This window comes from Shinella sp. GW821-FHT10F02, from assembly GCF_058809275.1.
This window is the reverse complement of sequence record NZ_JBXASL010000003.1, coordinates 156,665-178,359: the sequence shown is the minus strand read 5'-3', so window position 1 is coordinate 178,359 and position 21,695 is coordinate 156,665. Positions and strand designations below refer to the sequence as shown.

Below are 21,695 nucleotides of genomic sequence, written 5' to 3'. Positions count from 1 at the left end.
TCAGACAATTGCAGGGAAAGCAAGGCACGGAACCCGCATTTCTTGTCCGGATGACGAAATTTTGATGGCCCTCATGAAGTGGAGGCATCGGAAATCCGGCGCTGCGGGATTTTCGCCTGTGGAGCACGAAAGACAATCCGTCATGGAGTGCGGATAAGTTCACCGCGCCGTTTCCCTTGAGTGGGATTCTGCGCTAGACAACGCCCACCCATCCAGACGTGCTGAAGCCGAGGAGGAATTATGGCCAAGCAGAAAGTCGCAATGCTGACCGCCGGCGGGCTCGCGCCCTGCCTGTCGTCCGCCGTCGGAGGCCTCATCGAGCGTTACAGCGACGTCGCACCGGAGATCGAGCTGGTCGCCTATCGCTCGGGCTACCAGGGCGTGCTGCTTGGCGACCGCATCGAAATCACCAAGGACATGCGCGAAAAGGCGCCGCTCTTGCACCGCTACGGCGGCTCGCCGATCGGCAACAGCCGCGTCAAGCTGACCAACGCCGCCGACTGCGTGAAGCGCGGCCTCGTCAAGGAAGGCGAGAATCCGTTGCGCGTGGCCGCCGAACGCCTCGCCAAGGACGGCATCACCATACTGCACACGATCGGCGGCGACGACACCAACACGACGGCCGCCGACCTTGCCGCCTATCTCGGCGCCAACGGCTACAACCTCACCGTCGTCGGCCTGCCGAAGACCGTCGACAATGACGTCGTGCCGATCCGGCAGTCGCTCGGCGCCTGGACGGCGGCCGAAGTCGGTGCCGGCTTCTTCGACCATGTCAGCAACGAACAGAGTGCCGCCCCGAAGACGCTCGTCGTGCATGAAGTGATGGGCCGCCATTGCGGCTGGCTCACCGCCGCCACCGCGCGCGCCTATATCCAGAAGACCGGCGCCAACGAATATGTCGACGGCTTCATGATGAACAAGCAGCTGAAGAACATCGACGGCCTCTACCTGCCGGAGCTGGACTTCAATCTGGAGGCCGAGGCCGAGCGCCTGAAGGCCACCATGGACCGCGCCGGCTTCGTCACGCTCTTCGTTTCGGAAGGCGCCTGCCTCGACGCCATCGTCGCCGAGCGCGAAGCTGCCGGTGAAACCGTCAAGCGCGACGCCTTCGGCCATGTGAAGATCGACACGATCAATGTCGGCAACTGGTTCTCCAAGCAGTTTGCGGCCCTTCTCGGCGCAGAACGCTCCATGGTGCAGAAGTCCGGCTACTACGCCCGCTCGGCACCAGCCAACCGCGACGACCTGCGCCTGATCCAGAGCATGACCGACCTCGCCGTCGAAAGCGCGCTGAACAAGGTCTCCGGCGTCACCGGCCATGACGAAGGCCAGGGCGGGAAGCTCCGCACCATCGAATTCCCGCGCATCAAGGGCGGCAAGCACTTCGACACCTCGGCCAAATGGTTCGGCGACGTCATGGATGTCATCGGTCAGAAGTGGAAGCCGGCGGACTGATGATTGTTCTTGACGCCGAAAGTGCGTGATGGCTTGCTCCCCGGATCGGTACCGATCCGGGGAGTTTTTTATGTCGTTTGAACATTGGCTGGCCTTCGCCGCAGCCTCCGCCGTCATGCTGGCCATTCCAGGCCCGACGATCCTCCTCGTGATCTCCTATGCGCTCGGCCATGGCCGCCGCACGGCGGGCGCCACCGTCGCGGGCGTGGCACTCGGCGATTTCACCGCCATGACCGCCTCCATGCTCGGCCTCGGCGCGCTGCTCGCGACCTCCGCCGCCGTCTTCACCGTGTTGAAATGGGTGGGCGCCGCCTACCTCATCTGGCTCGGCATCAAGCTGTGGCGGGCACCCGTCTCCAGCGGTGCCGAAGGCGAGGCGCCGGCGGAGGAAAAGCCGTTCCGCATCTTCGCCCATGCCTATGTGGTGACGGCGCTGAACCCCAAGAGCATCATCTTCTTCGTGGCCTTCCTGCCGCAGTTCCTCGACCTTACGCAGCCGGTGCTGCCGCAGATGGTGATCTTCGAAATCACCTTCCTCGTGCTCGCCACGCTGAACGCCTTTTCCTACGCCCTGCTCGCCTCCGCCGCCCGCAAGACCATCCGCAAACCATCGGTCCAGAAGGTCGTCAACCGCACCGGCGGCACGCTCTTGATCGGCGCCGGATTGCTCACCGCCGGCCTCAAGCGGGCGACCACCTGAGACGTCGGTAAGCCTACGGGTTGCCGCTTCGCGCCTGATCGGCTATGGACGGGGACGGCCACGGCCGATTGATTTGCAAAACGTGCGGGCGTTCCAGCGCCCGCGCATCCCGGCAAACCGAGAGCGACGACCATGGCTGATACTTCCGTTTCCCGTCCGGCACGCATTGCCACGCTTGCCTGCGCAGGCCTTCTTGTTACGCTTGCCGGCTGCGCCAGCGTCGCCGACGATGCGACCTCGGCGAAAACCGTGTCGCCCACGTCGACCACGGAAATTGCCGCTGCGGACGGCACGACGACCGAAGTTGCCTATGCCGCCCTGCCCGCCGCCAAGCCCGGCACGGAAAACACGGCGCAAGCCCTACCGACGCCGATCATGGTCGCCGTTGCGACCGATGCCGAAGGCGGCGCCGTTCCGGTCTCGGCCCTTACGGAATCGAAATCCATGACGGGTGCCGCCGCCGCGACGGCCGCCCTTGCCGGCAACACGGCGAGCGATGTTCAGCCCATGGACACGGTGATCGGCGTCTCGGTGATGGAGCCGGGCTTCGACAGCGGCGAGCCGGAAGGCCTCGAACAGCTTGTCGCGAGCCGCAAGATCGTGCCGATGGCCAAGCCCGCGCTCATCAGCAACGCCGTGCTGACCACCGAGACCCGTCTCGTCGTGCCGCAGGGCGATCAGCCGTTCAAGAAGTCCGGCACGCCGATCGACGCGATCATCAGCAAATATGCGGCACTCTACGGCATACCGGAATCGCTGCTGCATCGCGTCGTCAAGCGCGAGAGCACCTACAATCCCAAGGCCTATAATCGCGGCCATTACGGGCTGATGCAGATCAAATATGCGACGGCCAAGAGCATGGGCTTCGACGGCCCGGCCGAAGGCCTGTTCGACGCCGAGACGAACATCAAATATGCCGGCAAGTACCTGCGCGGCGCCTGGATGGTCGCGGACGACAAGAACGACGGCGCGGTGCGCCTTTACGCGGCCGGCTATTATTACCACGCCAAGCGCAAGGGCCTGCTCGACGAGACCGGCCTGAGATAAGCCGCTACCGCGCGGCCTTCAGCCAGAACGACATCGGCTTCTCCGTCTCGTTTTCCTCCCCGATATCCTGCCAGGCCAGCATCGTGCGCAAGTCGGCGCGGTGCTCGTAGCCGCGCTTGCTCCAGAATGCATCGAGCGGCACATAGTCCGCCGGGCGCAGCGGATGGTCCTGCGGCCGTTCGACGGCGCAGAAGGTGCACCAGTCGAAGCGGCCGAGGCGGCGCGCATAGGCTTCGCGCTCCTCGAAGAAGCGCACGCCGAGCCCCCTGCCCCGGTAGGTCGAGAGCAGCACCGATTCGCCGAAATAGAAGATCTTTTCCGGAGCGATGCCGGCGGCGATGAACGGCGCTTGAAATACGTCGGACGCATCCGGCATCGGCACGCCGGTCGAGGCGCCGACGATGCGCTCGCCGTCAAGCGCCAGCACGAACAGGCTTTCGGGCGATCTCGCATAGGTCGCGAGATAGGAGGCCTCGTAGTCCTCGTTGCCCTCATAGAGATACGGAAACGCGCGGAAAACGTGCGTGCGCAGCCGCGCGAGGTCCGCGATATGCGGCGTCACGGCTTCTCCCTGGACGATCTTGATCTGCATGATCCGTGAATGTTCCCAAAGGCTTGAACAATGCTATAAGGCGATCTGGTTCCGCCTGACGCCATTGATATGAGGGATGACATGCCAGCAAAAGAGACGATCCGCGCCTATTACGATGCTTTCAACAGGCAGGATATGGAGGCCTTCCTCGATCTCTTGCACGACGACGTCGTCCACGACATCAACCAGGGCGGCCGACAGGTCGGCAAGCAGGCATTTCGCGACTTCATGGCGCATATGAACCGCAGCTACCGCGAGACGCTGACCGACATCGTCATCATGTCGAGCGACGACGGCAAACGCGGTGCGGCGGAATTCGTCGTCAACGGCCAGTATCTCGCCACCGACGAGGGCCTGCCGGAGGCGAACGGTCAGACCTATGTGCTGCCCGCCGGCGCCTTCTTCGAGATCCGCGACGGCAAGGTCGCGCGCATCTCCAACACCTACAATCTCAACGACTGGATCGCTCAGGTCGGCGCCTGAGCGGTTTTCGCATCCAGCACATCGAGGATGCGCTTGATCAGGACCTGGGGCCGATAGCCGCGTTTCGACGGCGTCAGCCCCAGCCGGATCACCGCCAGCTTGCGCGACGGGATGATGGCGGCCGACTGGCCGTCATGGCCGAGTATCCAGAACGTCTCGTCCGGCAGGCCGTAATCCGTGTCGCTTTCCCGGCCCGGCCCCATGGTCCAGGTCTGCATCTGGCTATAGGCACCGCCCGAGGCCTTGGTCGGCGTCGCCATGGCGCCGACGAACCCTGCCGGCAGCAGCCGGCTCCCCTTCCAGACGCCGTCGTTCAAAAGAAACAGCGAGAACCGCGCCCAGTCGCGCGCCGTCGCATACATGTAGGACGAACCGACGAAGATGCCGGTCTCGTCCGGCTCCATCACCGCGCTCGCCATGCCGAGCGGCGCAAACAGCGCCTTTGCCGGGAAGGACAGCGCCTGGCTGCGCCCGCCGAGCGCGCCCATCCACAGGCGTGAGAGCAGCATCGCGGTGCCGCTCGAATAGTTGAACTTTTCGCCCGGGTTGGCCTCCGGCGGCAGCGACAGCACGAAGCGCGTCATGTCCGGCTCCAGGAAGAGCATGCGCGTGACATCGGCGACATCGCCGTAACTCTCGTTGAAGGCGAGCCCGCTTTCCATGGCGAGAAGCTGGGCGAGCGTGATCTGCGAGCGCGCATCCTCCCGCCATTCCGGAAACAGGCCCTTCATCTCCGGCGAAAGCGCCCCGGCCTGCATCAGCCGTCCGACGATCGCCGCATTGACCGACTTGGTCATCGACCAGCCGAGCAGCGGCGTCTTGGCGTCAAAACCGTCACCATAGGCTTCAGCGATGATGCGCCCGTCATGCACCACCACGGTCGCGCGCATGCCCGGCCCGGTGAGGCTCGCATCGGCAAGCAGCGCCGACAGGTCTGCGTCCAGCGTCACCGCCTCGCCGTCCGGCCAGGCCACGGCCGGGTCCGCCGCCGGCAGTTTCGGCAGCGCGATATCGGAAACGGCCTGGTGTGCGGCGCGGAAATCGCCGTCGGGCACGCTGGAGCAGCCGAAGCCCTCGTGCCAGGCGGCATAACCGGGCGCGAAGAGGCCGAGCAGATGGGTCGTCACGGTCTTGCCGGCGAGATCGACGTCCTGCCGCATCAGCTTCAACAGCGGATGGCCGGGCGCCTGCACGTCCTCGGCAAGCACTTGCGACGGATCGCGGCCGGAAACGAAGACGCTGGAGCAGACGATTTTTGCGGCATAACCGGAGCCGACGCTGAGCAGCGCGGGCGGCGATACGATAAGCCAGCTCGCCCCCACCAGGACGACGAGGGCAAGGAGGGAAAGTACCCAAGCGGCCAGCCTGTAGAATCGTCTCATAACGGCCTCTCCTTCCAGTCGCGAGACAAGCAGGATTCCACTGTCATGAAAAGGCTTTTCGCGCTTGTGACAACGTCAGGCCGAACGACGATTTTCCGTGTGTAGAAGGAAGCGCATCACATCCTGCGCGGCCACCGGCCCGGAAATCAGGAAACCCTGTGCCTCGGAAGCACCGCGCTGGCGGATGAAATCGAGCTGGCCTTCCGATTCGATGCCCTCCACCGTGGTCGTCACCTGGAATGTCTGGCCGAGCTTCAGGATGATATCGACCAGGTCGGCGTCCCGCTTGCTCTCCATCATCGCGCGCGCAAAGGAGCGGTCGATCTTCAGCTGGTCGATCGGGAAGGCGCGCAGGTTGTTGATCGAGGAAAAGCCGATGCCGAAATCGTCGAGGGCGACGCGAACGCCATGGTCGCGCAGCTCGCAGAGGCTCTCGCGGATCACCGTCTCGTCGACCGAGAAGACCGATTCCGTCACCTCGATCGTCAGGCGTCCCGGCGCAAGCCCGGCCTCGGCCAGGCACGTCTTCACATAATCGACGAAGGCGCGGTCCTTGAACTGGTCGCCGACGACATTGACGGCGACGCCGGCCGGTGCGGGCCATTTCGCCGCCTCCCGGCAGGCCTCGCGTACCACCCAGTTGCCAAGCGGCAGGATGAGGCCGGTCTTTTCCGCCGCCGGAATGAAAAGGTCCGGCATGATCCGCCCCTTTTCGGGATGCCGCCAGCGCAGCAACGCCTCGAAGGAGCGCACGACGCGGCTCTCGACGCCGACGATCGGCTGGTATTCGAGGAAGAATTCGTCCGCACCCATGGCGCGGGCAAGATCGTGCTCGATGGCCGCGCGTGCCAGGACGGCGGCGGCGAGCGCCGCATCGAAGAAGCGGAAGCCGCTGCCCGGCATATCCTTCGCCTCGTAAAGCGCGACATCGGCGCGCTTCAGAAGCTCTGACATCGAGTTGTCGCCCGCCTCCATATAGGTCACGCCGATACTGCAGCCGCTGGAAACCCGGTGGCGCTTCAGTTCGAACGGGTCCTGGAACAGATCGCAGATCGTGCGGCAGACATTCTCGATCTTGCCCTCGGAGGGCCGCCCAGCGATCGTCACGACGAATTCGTCGCCGCCGAGCCGGTAGACGCGCGCCGTTGCCGAAAGCGCGCGCTGGAGGCGCACGGCAATGGCCGCAAGCAGCGCATCGCCCACGTCGTGGCCGAGGCTGTCATTGACGAATTTGAAACGGTCGAGATCGAGCAGCAGCAGCGCCGGACGGTCGTCCTCGTCGCTGCCCTCCACGACCGCCTGGATATCCCGCTCCAGGCAGAAGCGGTTGGCAAGCCCGGTCAGCCGGTCGTGATAGGCATCGTGCGTCAGCCGCTGCTCGGTCTTGCGGCGCTGGCAGAGTTCGGCGATGAGCGCGGCCTTCGACCGGCCGATCTGGTAGAAGCCGACGCCGAAGAAGACGGGCATCAGCGCCAGCGCGGTGGCGGTCGGGGCGGAAAAGCCGAATAGGCTCGCCTGCGCCTGGTCGCGCAGGACCTGGTCGGCGGCAATGCAGAGGGTTGGCAGAAAGGCTCCGAAAACCGAGCCCGTCAGCGCATAGCGATGCTCGATTCTCGGCAACAAGGTTTTCAACATCATGTAACCCTAAACCGTTGTTATCATGACAACAGGGTGCGTCCGGCCGGGCATCGGCCTGTCGATGTTTCTAGAGGACAAAGAATGACAGAGTGTTAAGGGAGCGTTGGCATTCGCCCCCAAGATTCAACGGGATTCTGTCTCCACGGAACCATGGCCGGTTTCAGACGTTTGAGGCCTTGTTGTCATTCGTGCGTGGGGCTTCGCGCGACTATCGAGTGGGAAGGACCATCAGATGAAATCCATGATCTTCGGTGCCGCCGGCATCCTCGTTTCCGCCGGTGCGCTTCCGGTCTTCGCGGCCGACATGGCCGTTGCCGAACCCCCGATCGAAACACCGATCGTCGAGACGGCCGGCATCTACGATTGGGGCGGCTTCTATGTCGGTGTGAACGGCGGTTACGGCTGGACGAATGCCGATTCGGGCGGCCCGGCGCCTGCCATCGACCAGGACCTCGGCGGCTTCGCGCTGGGCGCCTTCGCCGGCTACAACTTCTTCAACAACGGTTGGGTTTATGGTCTCGAAGCCGACGTCAAACACGACTTCAACAACGAGCGCTTCTCGTCCGGCGGCACGCGCTACGAGGCGGAGACGAACTGGGGCGGATCGGTCCGCGCCCGTCTCGGTTACGCCTTCGACCGCACGCTGATCTACGGCACCGGCGGCTGGGCCTTTACCCGCGCCGAGCTCCGGGACCGCGATGCCGGCGTGACGGAGAAGGACACGGCGCATGGCTGGACGGTCGGCGCCGGCGTCGAGCAGGCCTTCACCGACACGGTGGCGGGCCGCGTCGAGTATCGCTATACCGATTACGGCAATTCCGACATCTTCGATGCGGCAGGCCGCCGGGGCGACCTCGATTCGCATTCGATCATGCTCGGCGTCAGCATGAAGTTCTGACATTGATCCGGGCGGCGGTGTCAGCCGCCGCCCCAGTTTAACGTCCCGCTAACCGTAATTTTACGAAAATACGCGATAGGTCATGGGACCTGCTCGCGCGCTCCCCTTTACGGCCCGCCCCATTCGAGGCAGGATTGGTAAACGCGCGAAACACGGGACCTCCATGCGTCGGCTCATTCTGGCTCTCCTGCCCCTCGCCTTCCTCGCCACGTCCTGTTCCACCACCGACTACGATCTCGTGGCGACGGCCTCCGTGCCGCCGCGCTTCGAGGACAAGGATCCGCAGGATTTTGGCGCCCGCACGCCGCATCGTCATCAGGTGCACGGTATCGACGTTTCGAAGTGGAACGGCGACATCGACTGGCACGCGGTGAAGAAGGGTGGCGTCTCCTTCGCCTTCCTGAAGGCGACCGAAGGCACGGACCGTCTGGACAGCCGGTTCAACGAATACTGGAGCGGTGCCCGCGCCGCAGGCGTCGCGCATGCGCCCTATCACTTCTATTATTTCTGCTCGACGGCGGATGCGCAGGCCGACTGGTTCATCGCCAATGTGCCCAAGCAGGCGGTACAGCTCCCGCCGGTGCTGGATGCCGAATGGAACCCCGCCTCGCCGACCTGCAAGACCCGCCCGCCGGCCGACGAGGTGCGCGTCGCGCTCAAGCGCTTCATGGACCGCCTCGAAGCGCACTACGGCAAGCGGCCGATCATCTACACGACCGTCGACTTCCACCGCGAAAATCTCGTCGGCCATTTCGAGAACTATCCCTTCTGGCTGCGCGCGGTGGCCGAGCATCCGGAAAACATCTATTCGTCGCGCAAGTGGGCGTTCTGGCAATATACCTCGACGGGCGTGGTTCCGGGCATTTCCGGCGACACGGATATCAACGTCTTCGCGGGTTCCGCCAAGAACTGGAACACCTGGGTGGCGACGGTTTCCCGCTGATTCCAGCACAATTGCGTGACAAAAAGCGGCAGCACGCCGAGGTTGCCTTTTTCTTCTTGCTTCCGTCACATTCATCTGAGACAGCCGGGCCAATCTGAGATAGCAGGGCAACGGACCCAAGGAGCATTCAAGATGCGGCAAAACCTGAAGACGATACTCGCGGCAAGCCTCACGGCGCTTCTTCTCGCCGGCGGCGCCCATGCCCAGACGGCGGCAGGCACGGCAGCAGAGCCGGCCGCGGCCTGTGGTGGCGATATCAGCGCCTTCCTTCAGGGCGTGAAGGCCGAGGCGCTGACGCGCGGCGTTTCCGCCGAGATCGCCGACCGCGCGCTTGCCGGTGCCGCGATCGACCCGAAAGTGCTGTCGCGCGACCGCGCCCAGGGCGTCTTCCGCCAGACCTTCCTCGAATTTTCCAAGCGCACGGTTAGCCAGTCGCGCCTCGACATCGGCCGCAAGAAGCTGACGGACCTCTCCTCCGTCTTCGCCCGCTCCGAGCAGGAATTCGGCGTGCCCGGCGCGGTCATCGCAGCCTTCTGGGCAATGGAAACCGACTTTGGCGCCGTGCAGGGCGATTTCAACACCCGCAACGCGCTGGTGACGCTGTCGCATGACTGCCGCCGCCCGGAACTGTTCCGTCCGCAGCTTCTCGCCGCCGTCGAAATGGTCGGTCATGGCGACCTCGACCCGAACGGCACGACGGGCGCCTGGGCCGGCGAAATCGGCCAGGTGCAGATGCTGCCGAAGGACATCATCGAATTCGGCGTGGACGGCGACGGCGACGGCCATATCGACGTCAAGAAGAGCTCGCCGGACGCCATCCTGACGGCTGCGAAATTCATCCAGCACCTCGGCTTCGTGAAGGGCCAGCCCTGGATCCAGGAGGTCTCCGTGCCGGACGTGCTGCCCTTCGAAAAGACCGGCCTGCAGCCGGGCATGAAGGCCGCCGACTGGTTCGCGCTCGGCGTGACGCCGCGCGACGGCGACACCTCCTTCGGCAATCTCGAAGCCTCGCTGGTGATCCCGCAGGGCCGCAAGGGCCCGGCCTTCATCACCTATCCGAACTTCAACATCTATCTCGAATGGAACCAGTCCTTCATCTACACGACGTCAGCCGCCTATTTCGCGACGCGTCTTGCCGGCGCCCCGCCCTATGAGCGCGGCACGCCGGAAGAGGGCCTTTCCGAAGACGGCATGAAGCAGCTCCAGACCAAGCTGCAGGGCCTCGGCCACGACGTCGGCAAGGTCGACGGCATCCTCGGCTCCGGCACGCGCGCCGCGATCCAGAAGGAACAGCTCCGCCTCGGCCTGCCGGCCGATGGCTGGGCGACGCAGGCCCTGCTCTCCGCTCTCTGACGAAATCGGGTGGCCCCGCGCCGCCCGGTATTATAGGACAGGACGAGACCAAGAACGCAGCCCGGTCATGCCGGGCTGTTTCTGTTTTGACGACATGCCCTGGGAGGGGATGATGGAACAGCGCGCCGCCCCGGCAGAAACGGGCATGAGCATCCAGACCTGGGGCCTGCTGGCCCTCCTCGGCATGATCTGGGGCGGCTCCTTCTTCTTTGCCCGCGTGGCCGTCGCCTATATACCGCCGGCGACCCTGGTGCTGCTGCGCGTCGGCATCGCCGCCCTCGCCCTCCATATCTATATTGCCGGCCGTTTCGGCATCTACCCGACGCTGCGCGCCCGCTGGCGTGAATTCCTCCTGCTCGGCCTCATCAACAATGCCGTGCCGCACATGCTGATCTTCCTCGGCCAGACGCAGATCGGCGCCGGCCTTGCCGCGATCTTGAACGCCACGACGCCGATCTTCACCGTGCTCATTGCTAACAAGATGACGGAGGACGAAAAGCTCTCCTCGCAGAAGATCGCCGGCTGCCTCATCGGCCTCGTCGGCACCGCGGTGCTGATCGGTCCGCGCGCGCTGGCCCCCTTCACGGGTGATAGCGGACCGCCGCTCTGGGCCGTCCTCCTGCCGGTGCTCGCCGCCGTCTCCTACGGACTTGCCGCGACCTACGGCAAACGCTTCCGCGGCGTCGCCCCGCCGGTCACGGCCGCCGGCCAGCTTACCGCCTCGACGCTGCTGATGCTGCCGGTCTCCTTCGCGCTCGATACGCCCTGGCAGCTTTCCCTGCCGCCGCTGACCGCCATCCTCGCCGTACTGGCGCTGGCGCTCATCTCGACTGCCTATGGCTACATCCTGTTCTTCCGAATCATGGCGGCGGCCGGCGCGACCAATACGTCGCTCGTCACCCTGCTCGTGCCGCCGAGCGCCATCCTCGCCGGCATGCTCTTCCTGGGGGAGGAACTGACGCCGCTGGGCATGCTTGGCATGGCCCTGGTGCTGTTCGGCCTGGTGGTGCTTGACGGGCGCGTTTTCGCCCGTTTCCGGCGCGCTTGAAAAAGCCGGGAACAAAGCGCGCTGCCGGCCGTTTCATGGCAATCCGCCGGATCGTCGGCCCGACTTGCGCCACAATGGTAAATGCACAATGTCGGCATTCGTCATCTGGTAGGGATTGTGAATTTTTTGTGGCATCCACATTAAGGGAGGAAATTCAGCAGGTTAGCGCTGTGAATAACCGACCGCCATTGGCCGTATGTTGCAGCGCAGCAACAAAACACCTTTCCAACACGCTTTTTTCGGTCGTAATATCAGGCCGCAAACGCAAGGAGGTAAGCCATGGGACTCACACATTCCTTGAATGTTCTGATGATCAGTGCAGCGTTCCTCTTCATCGCAACGATGATCTTCATCTGAAGCGAACCAAGCGCAGTCCGGGAGGTCAGGGACGAAAAATAACAAAAGACCCTGCCGAAACGAATTCATGAAAGATGCATGGCCCCGGAGACGGCGCCATGCATTTTCATTTCAGGCAGTGTTTGACGAATTAGGCCGCAGCGCCGGCCGCGGGCCGGCGGTCGATCTTGGCGAAGCCGACACGGTCGCAGACGGCCGAGACCAGCGTGGCGCGGTTCATCGTATAGAAGTGGAACTCGCCGATGCCGCGGGCGATGAGATCCTCGATCTGCCTGGCCGCAAGGTCGATCGCCACGGGCGCGCGCTCCTGCGGCCGGTCGTCGACCGGCGCCAGCCGATCGGCAAGCCATCCCGGCACCGAGGCGCCGCACATGCCGGCGAATTTCTGCACCTGGGAGAGGTTGTGCACCGGCAGGATGCCCGGCACGACGGGGATCGTGATGCCGGCCTTGCGCACGCGCTCCAGGTAACGCTCGAAATCGTCGTTCTCGAAGAAGAACTGGGTGAGCGCGCGTGTGGCGCCGCCATCCACCTTGCGCTTCAGCATGTCGATATCGGCCGCGACATCCGGGCTCTGCGGGTGTTTTTCCGGATAGGCGGACACCGAGATCTCGAAATCGGCGAGACCGCGCAGGCCGGCGGCGAGCTCCGCGGCATTGGCATAGCCGCCCGGATGTGGATGATAGGCCGTGCCCACGCCGCCCGGCGGATCGCCACGCAGGGCCACGAAGTGCCGGATCCCGACCGCCTGGAAATCGGCGACCACGGCATGCACCTCTTCCTTCGTCGCGCCGACGCAGGTGAGGTGCGAGGCGGCCGGCAGGCCCATCTTCAGAAGCTGGCGCACGGTCGACAGCGTCGGCACCTTGGTGGAGCCGCCGGCGCCGTAGGTCACCGACATGAAACCCGGATCATAGGCCGAAAGCTCGGCGGCCGTTTCCCAGAGCTGGCCTTCGGCCTCCGCCGATTTCGGCGGGAAGAACTCGAAAGACAGGCGGATGTCCTTGCGGGCTGGGCTTAGGGTCGCCGGTTTCATGTCAACTCCTCCTGCGGATCGCGATAGGGTCGGCCGCCCGTACGCGCTGGTCGCGGGCAAGCCAGATGGTAACGGTCAGCGCATCGTTGGCCGAATGCGCGGGGTTGAGGTCGACGACCTGCTCGACGGCGAGCCCCGCCTTCTCCAGCCATTCGGACATCGTCTGGTGCGAAAAGCCGAGGCGGATATGGGCGTGTTCGTCGCGCAGGTGTTCAAGCGCGTGCGGCGCGAGGTCGATGATGGCGAGGCGCCCGCCGGGGGCCAGCATGCGCGCCGCCTCGCCGATCGCCGCCTCGGGCTCGTCGAGGAAGTGCAGCACCTGGTGGATCGTCACGACGTCGAACTCGTCGCGCTCCAGGGGCAGGTTGAAAATGTCGCCGTGGCGGATCGAGGCCTTGGTGATGCCGGCACGGTCGAGATTGGCGCGGGCGACCGCGAGCATGTCGCGGCTGGCATCGACGCCGACGCCGCGTCGGTAAAGCCCCTCGAAGAGCTGGAGGATGCGCCCCGTGCCGGTGCCGAGATCGAGGAAGGCATCGACTGGCTCGGTGCCGATCAACTCGGCGAGCTTCGCCTCGACTTCCGCCTCGCTGACATGCAGGCGGCGCACCGCGTCCCACTCCGCCGCGTTGCGGCTGAAATAGGCCTGCGCCTTGTCGGAGCGGATCTTCTTCAGCGCCCGAAGCCGCTCGTCGTCGCGGGCGAAAACCGCGTCCGCCGGGTCGCTGGCTTCGAGGAGCTGGCGGGCGAGCGCCACGGCGGGGCCACCCTGGCTCAGCCGGAAGAACGCCCAGGCGCCCTCCTGGTAGCGATCGATCAGGGCCGCTTCCGCAAGGAGCTTCAGGTGGCGCGAAATACGCGGCTGGGACTGGCCGAGGATGTCTGTGAGATCCGTCACGGTGAGATCGCCATGCGCGAGCAGCGCGATGAGGCGAAGGCGCGTCGGCTCGCCCGCCGCCTTCAGGATCTCCACGATGTCGTCCAGTCCGAGTTTCTGCATGTCGCCCATGACCAATCCAATCAAGACATAAAGATATGTTTATGTGATTAACCCGCGTCGCGCAAGGGCAAATCCGTGTCGCTGATCTTCCCACCAACGGCCCCAAAGAAAAACCCCGGCAAGCCGGGGTTTCTCAAAGCCTGTGATGGCGTTCGGCTCAGCGCGTCAAGCGCTTGTAGGCCTGGCTGCCGGGATTGAGGGCATCGGGGCCGAGACGGCGGACCTTGTCCTCTTCGTAGTCCTCGAAGTTGCCTTCGAACCATTCGACATGACCGTCGCCTTCGAACGCCAGGATGTGCGTCGCGAGGCGGTCGAGGAACATGCGATCGTGGCTGATGATGATCGCGCAACCGGCAAAGCTCTCAAGCGCGCTTTCCAGCGCACCGAGCGTTTCCGTGTCGAGGTCGTTGGTCGGTTCGTCGAGCAGCAGCACGTTGCCGCCGGCCTTCAGCATCTTGGCAAGGTGCACGCGGTTGCGCTGGCCGCCCGAAAGATTGCCGACCTTCTGCTGCTGGTCGCCGCCCTTAAAGTTGAAGGCACCGCAATAGGCGCGCGAATTCATCTCGAACTTGCCGAGCTTGACGACTTCAGCGCCGCCCGAGATTTCCTCCCAGACCGTCTTGTTGCCGTCGAGCGCGTCGCGGCTCTGGTCGACATAGCCGAGGTGCACGGTATCGCCGATACGGATCGAGCCGCTATCGGGCGTTTCCTGGCCGGTGATCATCTTGAACAGCGTCGACTTGCCGGCGCCGTTCGGGCCGATAATGCCGACGATGCCGCCCGGCGGCAGCTTGATCGACAGGTCGTTGATCAGCGTGCGGCCGTCAAAACCCTTGGTGATGCCTTCCAGCTCGATGACCACGTTGCCGAGACGCTCGGAGACCGGGATGATGATCTGGGCGTCGCCGGGCCGGATGTTTTCCGCCGCATCGACCAGCTGTTCGTAGGCCTTGATACGGGCCTTGGACTTCGCCTGACGCGCCTTCGGGCTGGAAGCGATCCACTCCTGTTCGCGCGACAGCGCCTTCTGGCGGCCGGCTTCTTCGCGGCTTTCCTGCTTCATGCGTTTGGCCTTGGCCTGCAGATAGGCAGAATAGTTGCCTTCGTAGGGAATGCCGCGGCCGCGGTCGAGCTCGAGGATCCAGCCCGTCACGTTGTCGAGGAAGTAGCGATCGTGGGTGATCATCATCACGGCGCCCGGATAGTCGCGCAGGTGCTTTTCCAGCCAGGCGATGGTTTCGGCGTCGAGATGGTTGGTCGGTTCGTCGAGCAGCAGCAGGTCCGGCTGCGACAGGAGCAGGCGGCAGAGCGCGATACGGCGGCGTTCGCCACCCGACAGCAGCGTGACGTCGGAATCCTTCGGCGGGCAGCGCAGCGCTTCCATCGCCATCTCGACCTGCTGTTCCAGGTCCCAGAGGTTCTGGCTGTCGATGATATCCTGGAGCTTGGCGCCCTCGTCCGCCGTCTCGTCGGAATAGTTCATCATCAGCTCGTTGTAGCGGTCGATGATGGCGGTCTTGTCGGCGACGCCGACCATGACGTTCTCGAAGGCGGTCTTGGTCGGGTCGAGATGCGGTTCCTGCTCCAGGTAGCCGACCGTCGCGCCATCGGCGAGCCAGGCTTCACCGGTATATTCCTTGTCCTGGCCGGCGATGATACGCAGCACCGTCGATTTACCGGCGCCGTTCGGGCCGAGGATACCGATCTTGGCATCCGGGTAGAAGGACAGATTGACGTTTTCGAGGATCTTCTTGGCGCCGTAGGACTTGTTGAGCCCCGACATGTGGTAGATGAATTGACGTGCCATGCAAACGTGCTCCGGGTCGGACGAATTTGCCCGCTATGTAGGCGAATTCTCTGCCCGCGGCAATGTAAGAAAGCCGCGTTATCGGTACTTGCGCGCGTGGACCGCCCGTTCGCTCCCGGCGATCAGCCTGCCTGCGCACCCCCCGTGATACCCTCGACGCAGCGCGACTTCGTCGGCGACGCGCCGCCGATCAGCGCTGCCAGCTTGCCGTCGTCCCCGGCAATGCCGATGGTGAGGCCGATCACCACGGTCTTGTCGCCCGTCTTGCGGCAGCTGAGGCGCACCCGCTCCCCGGCACCGGCGCCAAAAGCCTTGTCGAAGGCCGTGCGGACGTCGGCGAGTTTGATGGTCCCGCCCGCCTTTTCCGTGAAGAGCGTGCGCACCGTCGAGGCATTCAGCTGGTCGAGCAGGTCCAGCGACCGGCTGTAATAGGCCTCTGCGGAGGCTGCGACGCAACTGCCGCTTCTCAGCCATTGCTGGCGGTCGAGACCGAGGCGCGCGGCGGGCATGGCGGCGAGCAGGCGCTGCTTGGTGCCGGAAGCGAGCACGATATCCGGCAGCTCCGTCCACTTGCCCTTGCGCGCCCGCTGTTTCAGGTCGGCCTCGATGCCGCAATAGCTCTTGCGCACCTGGAAGAGGCTCACCAGCGAGAATTGCCGGGCGGCCGGCGACGTGGCGGAGAAATCCGCGCAGCCGCGGCTCTTCGGCCGCGCCGCGCAATAGCCGGGCTGCCAGCTGATCGAGAGGACCTCGCGCACCGACTCCCCGGCCGGCACCGACTGGGCGCTCGCGAGACCAGAGCCTGCGAAGAACGACAGACATAGGACGAGAAAGGACAATGCGGCTTTGAAAGTCAGTGCAGCTTGCGTCTTCATGACCGGCCCCTGATGAGAACAAAACAAGATCATATGCAACCAAAAATCCGGAAATTGCAACCCTGAATCGGAAAAATCCCGAAATGCGCGAGGATTTCCAAAAATACACGCCGCATCCCATTGTCTTTGCATGGCAAATCGCGTTGACCTTGCGCAAACGGGAGGAATGGCAGTGTTTTCTGAAGCCGGGACGCTGAAAAGCCCCAGTGGGGCGACGCTGGCGCTGCGCCACGAGCCCGCCCGCGGGGCGGCGCGGGGCATCCTGCTTCTAAGCCACGGCCTTGCCGAACACAGCCTGCGTTATGCGGATTTTGCCGCGCGCATGGCGTCCGAAGGCTTTCAGGTCTACGCCCACGATCATCGCGGCCACGGCTTCACCACGGCACCCGATGCGCCACGCGGGCAGTTTGCGCCGCGGGGTGGCATTGCCCGCGTGATCGAGGATATGCGGGCGGTGCGCGATCATGCAGCAGGCCGCCATCCGGACCTGCCGATCGTGCTGTTCGGCCATTCGATGGGCGGCCTGCTGGCGCTCGCCTTCGCGCAAAACCATGCCGCGGATATCGACGCGCTCGCCGTCTGGAATTCCAACTTCGAACCCGGATTTGCGGGCCGCGTGGCGCAGATCGTGCTGGCGGCGGAGCGCATGCTGAAGGGATCGGACGTGCCGAGCGGCGTCCTGCCGCGCCTCACCTTCGGCGCCTGGGGCAAATCGATCGCCGGCCGTCGGACGGGGTTCGACTGGCTGTCGCACGACGCGGCCGAGGTGGATGCTTATATCGCCGATCCGCTCTGCGGCTTCGACGTCAATGTCTCGATGTGGATCGACATCTTTGCCGTCACCTTCACCGACGCATCCGCGGACGGCCTTGCGCGCCTGCCAAAAGGCTTGCCGATTCATCTTGCCGGCGGCGACGAGGACCCGGCGACCGATTGCGGCCGGGCGACGCTCGCCTTTGCCGAACGACTGAAAAAATCGCGGCTTGAGGACGTTACGACGATCGTCTATCGCGGTCTGCGTCACGAAACACTGAAGGAGAGCCGGGCTCTGCGCGAGCCCGCCATCGACGCCTTCGCCGGCTGGTGCCGGCGGGTGGTGGCGGAACGGCGCCGCGCACCGGAACACGCATGACCACAACAGCCATCACGCCGCTGCGCAACGAGGTCAGCCTCGGGCTCGTCCTCATGGTGCTCTCGGTGCTCATCTCGCCGATCATCGATATTTTCGCAAAACTCGCCGTCACCTCCGTGCCGGCGACCGAGATCACCTTCGTGCGCCTGCTCTTCCAGATGACGGTGCTGGGGCCGATCTGTCTGATGCGCGGCACGCTGTTCGACGTGACCTGGAGGAAGACCGGGCTGCATGCGGCGCGCGGCCTGCTGATGGCCATCACCATGATCACCTTCGTGACACCGCTCGCCGTCATGGAAGTGGCGGATGCGATCGCCATCTTCTTCGTCGAGCCGATCATCCTGACGATCCTCGGCTCGATCGTGCTGAAGGAGACCATCGGCTGGCGGCGCTACACGGCCTGCGGCGTCGGCTTCTTCGGCTCGCTGCTGGTCATCCAGCCGAGCCTGCAGGAGGTCGGCCCGATCGCGCTCCTGCCTGTCGTCTCGGCCTTTTCGCTGGCGCTGTTCTTCCTCCTGACGCGGCTCGTCTCGCAGAAGGAAGACCCCTGGTCGATGCAATTCTATGCAGGGCTTTGGGGCGGCCTGTTCTCCGGACTGCTACTGGTTTTCGGCAGCGCCACCGGCATCGCCTTCCTGACGCCCGTCATGCCGGACATGGCGAACACGCTCTATATCGCAGCGGCCGCCGTCGCGGCCACCATTGCCGGCGTGCTCGGCGTCTATGCCTATCGCGCGGCCCCCGCCTCCACGCTGGCGCCGCTGCAATATCTGGAGATCGTCTCGGCCACCATTCTCGGCTGGTGGGTGTTCGGCGACCTGCCGGATGCCGTGAAATGGCTCGGCATCGCCATCATCATCGCGTCCGGCCTCTATGTCATCTGGCGCGAGCGCAAGCTCAACAAGACGGCGACGATCCCGCCGGTTTCTACGCCCATCTGACTGAGCCGCACGCGAAAAACATCATGTCAGTCTCAGCCGTCATGATGTCCCGCCGGCCCGCGGCTATCGTGCCTGCCGGCTTTTTGTTATCCAGAGCAAAACGGGCGAAAAGCCCGGCGGTCGGCCGTATCGCGGCCGTCGAAGAGGGAGTGCACGATGGAGAAGTCGAACCTGCCGCTTTCCGGCATCCGGGTCATCGAGCTGGCGCGGGTTCTCGCCGGTCCCTGGGCCGGGCAGATGCTGGCCGATCTCGGCGCGGACGTCATCAAGATCGAAAATCCGGACGGCGGCGACGACACGCGCGCCTGGGGTCCGCCCTTCGTGACGGGCAAGGACGGCGAAAACCTGTCGGCCGCCTATTACCACTCCACCAACCGGGGAAAACGCTCGATCGCCGTCGATCTCAGGACCGAGGAAGGCCGGGAGACCGCGCACCGCCTGATCGCGACCGCCGACGTGGTGATCGAGAATTTCAAGGTCGGCGGCCTCGTCAAATACGGGCTCGACTACCGGAGCCTCGCCGAGAAACACCCGAAGCTCGTCTATTGCTCGATCACCGGCTTCGGCCAGGATGGTCCCTATGCCGCGCGCGCCGGCTACGATTATATCGTGCAGGGCATGTCCGGCTTCATGTCGGTGACGGGTGCGCCGGATGGTGAGCCGATGAAGGCGGGCGTAGCGATCGCCGATATCTTCACCGGCATCTATGCCGTCACCGCCATCCAGGCGGCGCTCATCCATGTCATGAAGACCGGCCATGGCCAGCATGTCGACATGGCGCTGCTCGACGTGCAGTCGGCCGTCATGGCGAACCAGAACATGAATTTTCTGGCCTCCGGCACGGCACCCAAACGGCTTGGCAATGCGCATCCCAACATCTCGCCTTACGAGGTCGTGCCGACTTCCGACGGCTATATCATCCTCGCCGTCGGCAATGACGGGCAGTTCCGCAAGCTCTGCGGGCTCCTGAAGCTCGATGGCATGGCCGACGACGAGCGTTTCGCCACCAACCGCGCCCGCGTCGCCAACCGCGACGAGGTTCGCCGCCGCGTTACGGGTGCGACGGCCAATGTCACCAAGGCCGAGCTGCTCGATGCCTGCGAGCGCGAGGGCGTGCCGGCTGGGCCGATCAACTCCATCGCCGAGACCTTCGACGACCCGCAGGTCAAGGCGCGCGGGCTGCGCGTCGACCTGCCGGATGCCGACGGCAACCTCATTCCGGGCGTGCGCACCCCGATCGTCTTTTCCGAGACGCCGCTTGTCTACGACCGGCCGAGCCCGCGGCTTGGCGAACATACCGATGCCGTGATGGCAGAACTGCAATACCTCGAAGCAGGAAAGAAAAGCGCATGAAGACCGGTGGCCAGTTGATCGTCGACGCCCTCGTTGCCAACGGCGTCAAACGCGTCGCCTGCGTGCCGGGCGAAAGCTATCTCGCGGTGCTCGATGCGCTGCATGACACGGATATCGACGTGCTCGTCTGCCGCCAGGAAGGCGGCGCGGCGATGATGGCGGATTGCTGGGGTCGGCTCACCGGCCAGCCCGGCATCTGCATGGTCACCCGCGGCCCCGGCGCCACCAATGCTTCGGCCGGCCTGCACATCGCGCGGCAGGATTCGATCCCGATGATCCTGTTCATCGGCCAGGTGCAGCGCGATGCGCGCGAGCGCGAGGCCTTCCAGGAAGTGGAATACCGCCGCGCCTTCACCGAAGTCGCCAAATGGGTGGCTGACATCGACGATGCGCGGCGCATCCCGGAATTCATCACCCGCGCCTTCGCCGTCGCCACGTCGGGACGGCCCGGCCCGGTCGTGCTGGCGCTGCCGGAGGACATGCTGACCGACGAAGTCGAGACCGTCGAGGCGAGGCCTTACATGCCCGTCGAGGCCCATCCGGGCCGCAGGCAGGTGGAGGAACTGGCGCGGCTTCTGGAGGCGGCAGAACGTCCGCTCGTCATTCTCGGCGGCACGCGCTGGTCCGAGGCCAGCGTTTCAGCCTTCGCCGCCTTTGCCGAGCGCTGGTCGCTGCCGGTCGCCTGTTCGTTCCGCCGGCAGATGCTGTTCGATCACCTGCACCCGAATTATGCCGGCGATTCCGGCATCGGCATCAATCCGGCGCTGGGCAAGGAAATCCGCGAGGCGGATCTCGTCGTGCTGCTCGGCGGGCGCTATTCCGAAATGCCGTCCTCGACCTACAGCCTGATCCAGAGCCCCTACCCGCAGCAGAAGCTGGTGCACGTCTATCCCGATCCGTCCGAGCTCGGCCGCGTCTACCGCCCGGACCTCGCGATCTCCGCCGCGCCCGAGGATTTTGTCGCCGCTCTCGAAGATCTCGCGCCGAAAACCGCGCCCCGCTGGGCGGCGCGTACTGCTGCCATGCACCAGGCCTATCTCGCCTGGTCGACGCCGCCGCAAAGCGGCCCCGGCGATGTGCAGATGGGACCGATCGTCGCCTGGCTGGAGGAGAACACGCCGGAAGACACGATCTTCACCAACGGTGCCGGCAACTATGCCACCTGGGTGCACCGCTTCCACCGGTTCCGCCGGTTTGCGACGCAGGCCGCCCCCACCTCCGGCTCGATGGGCTATGGCCTGCCGGCGGCCGTGGCGGCAAAACGGCTGTTTCCCGAGCGCGAGGTCATCTGCTTTGCCGGCGACGGCTGCTTCCTCATGCACGGCCAGGAATTCGCGACCGCCGTCCGCTATAACCTCCCGATCATCACCGTCGTCGTCAACAACGGCATCTACGGCACGATCCGCATGCACCAGGAGCGGGATTATCCCGGCCGCGTCAGCGCCACGGACCTCACCAATCCGGATTTTGCAGCGCTCGCCGTCGCCTATGGCGGGCATGGCGAGACGGTGGAGAAGACGGAAGAGTTCGCAGCCGCCTTCCTGCGGGCCCGCGCCAGCGGCAAGCCGGCGATCATCGAGGTGAAGCTCGACCCCGAAGCGATCACGCCGACGCGCACGCTGTCGGATATTCGTAGCGGGAAATAACGCTGTATG

The 21,695-nt window shown here is 64.7% G+C and carries 19 protein-coding genes; 12 read left to right on the top strand and 7 right to left on the bottom strand.

Annotation, left to right across the window (positions count from 1 at the left end):
- Positions 1-240: 240 nt before the first annotated feature.
- The 3 genes from AC1RWL_RS10660 (at position 241) to AC1RWL_RS10650 (ending at position 3,202) form a co-directional block, all read left to right on the top strand.
- The gene (locus AC1RWL_RS10660; RefSeq protein ID WP_493094798.1) at positions 241-1,455 is read left to right on the top strand and encodes a pyrophosphate--fructose-6-phosphate 1-phosphotransferase; all 1,215 of its coding nucleotides are present in this window, start codon (positions 241-243) and stop codon (positions 1,453-1,455) included.
- Between the two features lie 70 nt (positions 1,456-1,525).
- A complete protein-coding gene (locus AC1RWL_RS10655; RefSeq protein WP_493094799.1) occupies positions 1,526-2,155 on the top strand; it encodes a LysE family translocator in 630 nt (209 codons plus the stop codon).
- A 132-nt stretch (positions 2,156-2,287) separates the two neighbouring features.
- A complete protein-coding gene (locus tag AC1RWL_RS10650; RefSeq protein ID WP_493094800.1) occupies positions 2,288-3,202 on the top strand; it encodes a transglycosylase SLT domain-containing protein in 915 nt (304 codons plus the stop codon).
- 4 nt (positions 3,203-3,206) lie between these two features.
- Here AC1RWL_RS10650 and AC1RWL_RS10645 read toward each other — a convergent pair whose 3' ends face one another.
- Complete coding sequence (locus AC1RWL_RS10645) at positions 3,207-3,794, bottom strand: GNAT family N-acetyltransferase (RefSeq protein ID WP_493094801.1); 588 nt, start codon at positions 3,792-3,794, stop codon at positions 3,207-3,209.
- Between the two features lie 81 nt (positions 3,795-3,875).
- On the opposite strand from AC1RWL_RS10645, the gene AC1RWL_RS10640 reads away from it, so the two are divergent.
- Positions 3,876-4,277: a ketosteroid isomerase-related protein gene (locus AC1RWL_RS10640; protein WP_493094802.1), complete on the top strand. Its 402-nt coding sequence runs from the start codon at positions 3,876-3,878 to the stop codon at positions 4,275-4,277.
- Here AC1RWL_RS10640 and AC1RWL_RS10635 read toward each other — a convergent pair.
- Positions 4,262-5,659 carry a serine hydrolase domain-containing protein gene (locus tag AC1RWL_RS10635; RefSeq protein WP_493094803.1) on the bottom strand — a complete coding sequence of 466 codons (1,398 nt, stop codon included), beginning with the start codon at positions 5,657-5,659 and terminating at the stop codon, positions 4,262-4,264. The two genes, AC1RWL_RS10640 and AC1RWL_RS10635, sit on opposite strands and share 16 nt — an antisense overlap.
- A gap of 75 nt (positions 5,660-5,734) precedes the next feature.
- Positions 5,735-7,279 carry a putative bifunctional diguanylate cyclase/phosphodiesterase gene (locus tag AC1RWL_RS10630; RefSeq protein WP_493094804.1) on the bottom strand — a complete coding sequence of 515 codons (1,545 nt, stop codon included), beginning with the start codon at positions 7,277-7,279 and terminating at the stop codon, positions 5,735-5,737.
- 250 nt (positions 7,280-7,529) lie between these two features.
- On the opposite strand from AC1RWL_RS10630, the gene AC1RWL_RS10625 reads away from it, so the two are divergent.
- The 4 genes from AC1RWL_RS10625 to AC1RWL_RS10610 all read left to right on the top strand — a co-directional run bounded on the left by AC1RWL_RS10625 (position 7,530) and on the right by AC1RWL_RS10610 (position 11,539).
- The gene (locus tag AC1RWL_RS10625) at positions 7,530-8,195 is read left to right on the top strand and encodes an outer membrane protein (protein ID WP_493094805.1); all 666 of its coding nucleotides are present in this window, start codon (positions 7,530-7,532) and stop codon (positions 8,193-8,195) included.
- 163 nt (positions 8,196-8,358) lie between these two features.
- Positions 8,359-9,138 carry a glycoside hydrolase family 25 protein gene (locus AC1RWL_RS10620; RefSeq protein ID WP_256117183.1) on the top strand — a complete coding sequence of 260 codons (780 nt, stop codon included), beginning with the start codon at positions 8,359-8,361 and terminating at the stop codon, positions 9,136-9,138.
- Positions 9,139-9,270: 132 nt separating this feature from the next.
- Complete coding sequence (locus AC1RWL_RS10615; RefSeq protein WP_493094806.1) at positions 9,271-10,491, top strand: lytic murein transglycosylase; 1,221 nt, start codon at positions 9,271-9,273, stop codon at positions 10,489-10,491.
- Between the two features lie 112 nt (positions 10,492-10,603).
- Positions 10,604-11,539 (top strand): DMT family transporter, encoded by a 936-nt coding sequence (locus tag AC1RWL_RS10610; protein ID WP_493094807.1) that lies wholly within the window; start codon positions 10,604-10,606, stop codon positions 11,537-11,539.
- Positions 11,540-12,026: 487 nt separating this feature from the next.
- Here AC1RWL_RS10610 and metF read toward each other — a convergent pair whose 3' ends face one another.
- The 4 genes from metF to AC1RWL_RS10590 all read right to left on the bottom strand — a co-directional run bounded on the left by metF (position 12,027) and on the right by AC1RWL_RS10590 (position 16,614).
- Positions 12,027-12,932 carry a methylenetetrahydrofolate reductase [NAD(P)H] gene (gene metF / locus AC1RWL_RS10605; protein WP_493094808.1) on the bottom strand — a complete coding sequence of 302 codons (906 nt, stop codon included), beginning with the start codon at positions 12,930-12,932 and terminating at the stop codon, positions 12,027-12,029.
- A 1-nt stretch (position 12,933) separates the two neighbouring features.
- Positions 12,934-13,941 carry an ArsR/SmtB family transcription factor gene (locus AC1RWL_RS10600; protein ID WP_439627891.1) on the bottom strand — a complete coding sequence of 336 codons (1,008 nt, stop codon included), beginning with the start codon at positions 13,939-13,941 and terminating at the stop codon, positions 12,934-12,936.
- Between the two features lie 148 nt (positions 13,942-14,089).
- Positions 14,090-15,739, bottom strand: a complete 1,650-nt coding sequence (ettA, locus tag AC1RWL_RS10595) for an energy-dependent translational throttle protein EttA (protein WP_256117193.1) — start codon at positions 15,737-15,739, stop codon at positions 14,090-14,092.
- A 122-nt stretch (positions 15,740-15,861) separates the two neighbouring features.
- The gene (locus AC1RWL_RS10590) at positions 15,862-16,614 is read right to left on the bottom strand and encodes a ribonuclease T2 family protein (protein ID WP_493094809.1); all 753 of its coding nucleotides are present in this window, start codon (positions 16,612-16,614) and stop codon (positions 15,862-15,864) included.
- A 172-nt stretch (positions 16,615-16,786) separates the two neighbouring features.
- Between AC1RWL_RS10590 and AC1RWL_RS10585 the strand changes: the two genes are divergently transcribed.
- The 4 genes from AC1RWL_RS10585 (at position 16,787) to AC1RWL_RS10570 (ending at position 21,686) form a co-directional block, all read left to right on the top strand.
- Positions 16,787-17,746 carry an alpha/beta fold hydrolase gene (locus AC1RWL_RS10585; protein ID WP_493094810.1) on the top strand — a complete coding sequence of 320 codons (960 nt, stop codon included), beginning with the start codon at positions 16,787-16,789 and terminating at the stop codon, positions 17,744-17,746.
- On the top strand, positions 17,743-18,687 hold the full coding sequence (locus AC1RWL_RS10580; RefSeq protein ID WP_492646932.1) for a DMT family transporter: 945 nt from the start codon (positions 17,743-17,745) through the stop codon (positions 18,685-18,687). Before AC1RWL_RS10585 ends, AC1RWL_RS10580 begins: the two co-directional genes overlap by 4 nt.
- Positions 18,688-18,843: 156 nt before the next feature.
- A complete protein-coding gene (gene caiB, locus AC1RWL_RS10575; RefSeq protein ID WP_493094811.1) occupies positions 18,844-20,040 on the top strand; it encodes a succinate--glutarate CoA-transferase in 1,197 nt (398 codons plus the stop codon).
- The gene (locus AC1RWL_RS10570) at positions 20,037-21,686 is read left to right on the top strand and encodes a thiamine pyrophosphate-binding protein (RefSeq protein WP_493094812.1); all 1,650 of its coding nucleotides are present in this window, start codon (positions 20,037-20,039) and stop codon (positions 21,684-21,686) included. Before caiB ends, AC1RWL_RS10570 begins: the two co-directional genes overlap by 4 nt.
- Positions 21,687-21,695 lie beyond the last annotated feature (9 nt).

Bases quoted from the DNA above. Each gene is read 5' to 3' on its own strand.
- AC1RWL_RS10660 (WP_493094798.1), top strand. From the start codon at position 241: ATGGCCAAGCAGAAAGTCGCAATGCTGACCGCCGGCGGGCTCGCGCCC.
- AC1RWL_RS10655 (WP_493094799.1), top strand. From the start codon at position 1,526: ATGTCGTTTGAACATTGGCTGGCCTTCGCCGCAGCCTCCGCCGTCATG.
- AC1RWL_RS10650 (WP_493094800.1), top strand. From the start codon at position 2,288: ATGGCTGATACTTCCGTTTCCCGTCCGGCACGCATTGCCACGCTTGCC.
- AC1RWL_RS10645 (WP_493094801.1), bottom strand. From the start codon at position 3,794: ATGCAGATCAAGATCGTCCAGGGAGAAGCCGTGACGCCGCATATCGCG.
- AC1RWL_RS10640 (WP_493094802.1), top strand. From the start codon at position 3,876: ATGCCAGCAAAAGAGACGATCCGCGCCTATTACGATGCTTTCAACAGG.
- AC1RWL_RS10635 (WP_493094803.1), bottom strand. From the start codon at position 5,659: ATGAGACGATTCTACAGGCTGGCCGCTTGGGTACTTTCCCTCCTTGCC.
- AC1RWL_RS10625 (WP_493094805.1), top strand. From the start codon at position 7,530: ATGAAATCCATGATCTTCGGTGCCGCCGGCATCCTCGTTTCCGCCGGT.
- AC1RWL_RS10620 (WP_256117183.1), top strand. From the start codon at position 8,359: ATGCGTCGGCTCATTCTGGCTCTCCTGCCCCTCGCCTTCCTCGCCACG.
- AC1RWL_RS10615 (WP_493094806.1), top strand. From the start codon at position 9,271: ATGCGGCAAAACCTGAAGACGATACTCGCGGCAAGCCTCACGGCGCTT.
- AC1RWL_RS10610 (WP_493094807.1), top strand. From the start codon at position 10,604: ATGGAACAGCGCGCCGCCCCGGCAGAAACGGGCATGAGCATCCAGACC.
- metF (WP_493094808.1), bottom strand. From the start codon at position 12,932: ATGAAACCGGCGACCCTAAGCCCAGCCCGCAAGGACATCCGCCTGTCT.
- AC1RWL_RS10600 (WP_439627891.1), bottom strand. From the start codon at position 13,941: ATGGGCGACATGCAGAAACTCGGACTGGACGACATCGTGGAGATCCTG.
- ettA (WP_256117193.1), bottom strand. From the start codon at position 15,739: ATGGCACGTCAATTCATCTACCACATGTCGGGGCTCAACAAGTCCTAC.
- AC1RWL_RS10590 (WP_493094809.1), bottom strand. From the start codon at position 16,614: ATGAAGACGCAAGCTGCACTGACTTTCAAAGCCGCATTGTCCTTTCTC.
- AC1RWL_RS10580 (WP_492646932.1), top strand. From the start codon at position 17,743: ATGACCACAACAGCCATCACGCCGCTGCGCAACGAGGTCAGCCTCGGG.
- caiB (WP_493094811.1), top strand. From the start codon at position 18,844: ATGGAGAAGTCGAACCTGCCGCTTTCCGGCATCCGGGTCATCGAGCTG.
- AC1RWL_RS10570 (WP_493094812.1), top strand. From the start codon at position 20,037: ATGAAGACCGGTGGCCAGTTGATCGTCGACGCCCTCGTTGCCAACGGC.